The following is a 3,673-nucleotide window of genomic DNA, read 5'->3' on the forward strand; positions in this document are numbered from 1 at the left end:
CAAGGCCAGCGCAGGCGGCGGCGGCAAGGGCATGCGGCGCGTGGACGCACCCGAGGGCTTCGACGAGGCCCTGGCCTCGTGCCAGCGCGAGGCGCTCAACAGCTTTGGCGATGCGGCGGTGCTGATCGAAAAATATGTCCAACGCCCGCGTCATATCGAGATCCAGGTGTTTGCCGATGCGCATGGCAACGCGGTCCACCTATTCGAGCGCGATTGCTCGGTCCAGCGCCGCCACCAGAAGGTGCTGGAGGAAGCCCCCGCCCCCGACATGCCGCCGGAGCTGCGCGAGCGCATGGGGCTGGCCGCTGTCGCGGCCGCGCGCGCGGTCGGCTATGTGGGCGCGGGGACGGTGGAGTTCATCGTCGAGCAGCCGCAGGGGTACGAGCACCCCGAGGCGATGCGCTTTTACTTCATGGAAATGAACACCCGGCTGCAGGTCGAGCATCCGGTCACCGAGGCCATTACCGGAGTGGACCTGGTCGAGTGGCAGTTGCGCGTGGCGGCTGGAGAGCCCTTGCCCTTGACCCAGCGCGACCTGCGCCTGCAGGGCCATGCGATCGAGGCGCGCATCTGCGCCGAAAACCCGGACAACCAGTTCCTGCCTGCCACGGGCCGACTGCGTGTGTACCGCAAGCCGCCGTGCAGCGCCTTTGCCGTATCGGATGTGCGCATCGACGACGGCGTGGGCGAGGGCGATAGTGTCAGTCCGTACTACGACTCGATGATCGCCAAGCTGATCGTACGCGGCGACACGCGTGCGCAGGCACTGGCGCGGCTGGACCAAGCGCTGGCGCAGTTGCACATCGTGGGCGTGGCCAACAATGTGGCGTTTTTGCGCCATGTGGTGCGCAGCGCATCGTTTGCACAGGCGCGGCTGGACACGGCGCTCATCGAGCGCGAGGCCGCCGTCCTCTTTGGCCAACAGCCGGTGCCGCTGACGGCGGCGGTGGCAATTGCGGTGGCCCACACCCTGGCCACCGACGCGCAAGTCGCCCGGGGGGCGAGCGCCGACGGGCACGACCCCTGGAGCGCGCGCGACGGTTATGCCAGCCATGGCGAGCGCAGCCGGCGCTTCGCCTTCCAGTGGGGCGAGAACACCGTGCCGGCCCGCCTGACCTGGCGCCGAGACGGCACCCGCTGGCTGGTCGTGGGTGAGGGCGAGGCCGCGACCGCCGGTGCGCTGGCGTGGCGCGACGCGCCGGGGGGCGGTTGGGCCCTGGGGGTGTCGTTTGCCGGGGAGGACTGGCGTGCCACCGTCTATGCCCAGGGGGAACGGCTGCATCTGTTCACCCCGCAGGGGTCGGCAGCCATCGTCAAGTTGGACCTGCTGGCCCATGCCGGTGACACGGCGGCCGAGGGCGGGCGCCTCACTGCGCCCATGCCGGGCAAAGTCGTCGCCTTTCTGGTGCAGGTCGGCGATGCGGTCAAGAAGGGGCAGCCGCTGGCCGTGCTGGAGGCGATGAAGATGGAGCACACCATCGCCGCCCCGGCCGACGGCACCGTCGCCGAGCTGCTGTATGCGCCTGGCGATCAGGTGGCCGAAGGAGCCGAATTGTTGCGTCTGGCCAGCGCCTGATCCGGCACGCAACCATCGCACAACCCAAGACACTGTGTCATGAGCACTGCACACTACCCCAAACGCGTGCGTCTGATCGACGTGGGCCCGCGCGACGGCCTGCAAAACGAAAAGCAACCCGTGCCGACGGCGGTCAAAATCGAACTCGTGCACCGGCTGCAGGCCGCGGGCCTGCGCGAGATCGAAGTCACCAGCTACGTCAGCCCCAAATGGGTGCCGCAGATGGCCGACAACCACGCCGTCATGGCCGGCATCGCCCGCCAGCCGGGCGTGCGCTACTCCGTGCTCACGCCCAACCTCAGGGGCTTCGAGGCGGCGCTGGCCGACCAGCCGGACGAGATCGTGGTGTTCGGCGCGGCCAGCGAGGCCTTTAGCCGGAAAAACATCAATTGCAGCATTGCCGAGAGCATCGAGCGCTTTGCGCCGGTGGTGGAAGCGGCGCGCAAGGCTGGGATTGCCGTGCGCGGTGCCATGAGCTGCACCGTGGGCTGCCCCTACGAGGGCGAGATCGCGCCCGAGCGCGTGGGCATGCTGGCCAAGAGGATGAAGGATATCGGGGTGCAGCGCGTGGACGTGGCCGACACCATCGGCGTGGGCACGCCGCTGAAGGTGCAGCGCGCCATCGAGGCAACGCTGGCACACTACGACATCGACCACATCAGCGGCCACTTCCACGACACCTATGGGCAGGCGTTGAGCAACACGCTGGCCGCGCTGCAGATGGGCGTGTGGAACTTCCAATCCTCGGTCGCGGGGCTGGGGGGCTGCCCCTATGCCAAAGGCGCGACCGGAAATGTGGCCACCGAGGACGTGGTGTATCTGCTGCACGGCCTGGGTATTGACACCGGCATCGATCTGCAGGCGCTGGCCGACACCGGTGCCTGGATCAGCGAACAACTGGGGCGCCCAACAGGGTCGCGTGTCGGGCGCGCCCTGCTGGCCAACGTCATCGCTCGATAATATCTGCCCATGGCGATGAATCCCCCCGCCCACCGGCACCTGTCGCTGGCCGATGCGCTGCGCCGCAGCCCGGCCGGTGCGCCCGTGCCGTCACCCTGCATCGGCGTTTGCCGCATGGACGACGCCCGCGGCCTGTGCGCCGGTTGCTGGCGCACGCTGGACGAGATCGCCGCCTGGGGCGGCAGCGACGACGCCACCCGACGCCGGATTTGGCAGGCGGTGCAGGCGCGGCAGGCAGCCGCGTCACCCAACCCCACCTCCGGGGTAGTGCACAGCGCCAATGAACCGCCCAGGGTCGTCGCCAGAGGTTTGTCCGTTTCGACGACTGTTGCTAACATCGGCGGCAATCTCGGAGCAAAAGGTGAAACCCCCTGCATTGGCGCAGCGGTCGTCCGACCGGTTGGGCCGTCCAATCCCCAAGGGACGGTCCCCGACCCCGCAGGCCCGGGCCACCGTGGCCCGGCTGTGTGATGGGCTGCAACCGCGGCGCGATTGGCTGATCGAGCATCTGCACCGGCTGCAGGATGCATTGGGTGGGCTGTCGCGCGATACGCTGGCGGCACTGGCTGAGCGGCTGCGTCTGAGCCAGGCCGAGGTGTACGAGGTCGCCACCTTCTATCACCACTTTCGCGTGCTGGACGACGGTGCAGCAGCGCCACGCACGACCGTGCGCGTCTGCACCAGTCTGCCGTGCGCGCTGGCCGGTAGCGAGCGGCTGCTGGCGCGCGTACGCGCCACCTTGGCCACAGATGACGGCGTGGTGGTGGAGGCGGTGCCCTGCCTTGGCCAGTGCCACCAGGCGCCGGCGGCTTGCGTGGGCCGGCGGCAGGTGGCACCGGCCCAAGAGGAGGCGGTGGTGGCGCTCGCGCGCACCGGCGAGACCACACTGCGCCGCGCCCCGGCGCATGGCGCCCCGCCGCAGCCGCGCGACTACGCGCAGTTCGAGCGCATGCTGCGCGGGGAGCTGCGCCCAATCGATGTGCTGCGCGAGCTGGAGGCCAGCGGTCTGCGCGGCTTGGGCGGCGCCGGCTTTCCCGCCTGGCGCAAATGGATCACGGTGGCCGGCCAGCCGGGCCCGCGCCACGGTGTGGTCAATGTGGATGAGGGCGAGGTCGGCACCTTCAAGGACTGGCATGT

At 69.4% G+C, this 3,673-nt stretch carries 3 protein-coding genes and 1 pseudogene; all 4 read left to right on the plus strand.

The window, feature by feature from the left end; all coding sequences use genetic code 11:
• A partial coding sequence (locus P3W97_RS05165) for a biotin/lipoyl-containing protein (protein ID WP_300844435.1) occupies positions 1-1,576 on the plus strand: 1,576 nt, incomplete at its 5' end.
• Positions 1,577-1,615: 39 nt separating this feature from the next.
• Positions 1,616-2,536, plus strand: a complete 921-nt coding sequence (locus P3W97_RS05170) for a hydroxymethylglutaryl-CoA lyase (RefSeq protein WP_300844437.1) — start codon at positions 1,616-1,618, stop codon at positions 2,534-2,536.
• Between the two features lie 15 nt (positions 2,537-2,551).
• Positions 2,552-2,758: pseudogene (locus P3W97_RS05175) on the plus strand (DUF1289 domain-containing protein); the annotation flags it as partial.
• Between the two features lie 232 nt (positions 2,759-2,990).
• Positions 2,991-3,673 (plus strand): NAD(P)H-dependent oxidoreductase subunit E (locus P3W97_RS05180; protein ID WP_300844439.1); only part of this gene is annotated, 683 nt, incomplete at its 3' end.

It is taken from the genome of Tepidimonas sp. (genome assembly GCF_029335975.1).
GTDB lineage: Bacteria > Pseudomonadota > Gammaproteobacteria > Burkholderiales > Burkholderiaceae_C > Tepidimonas.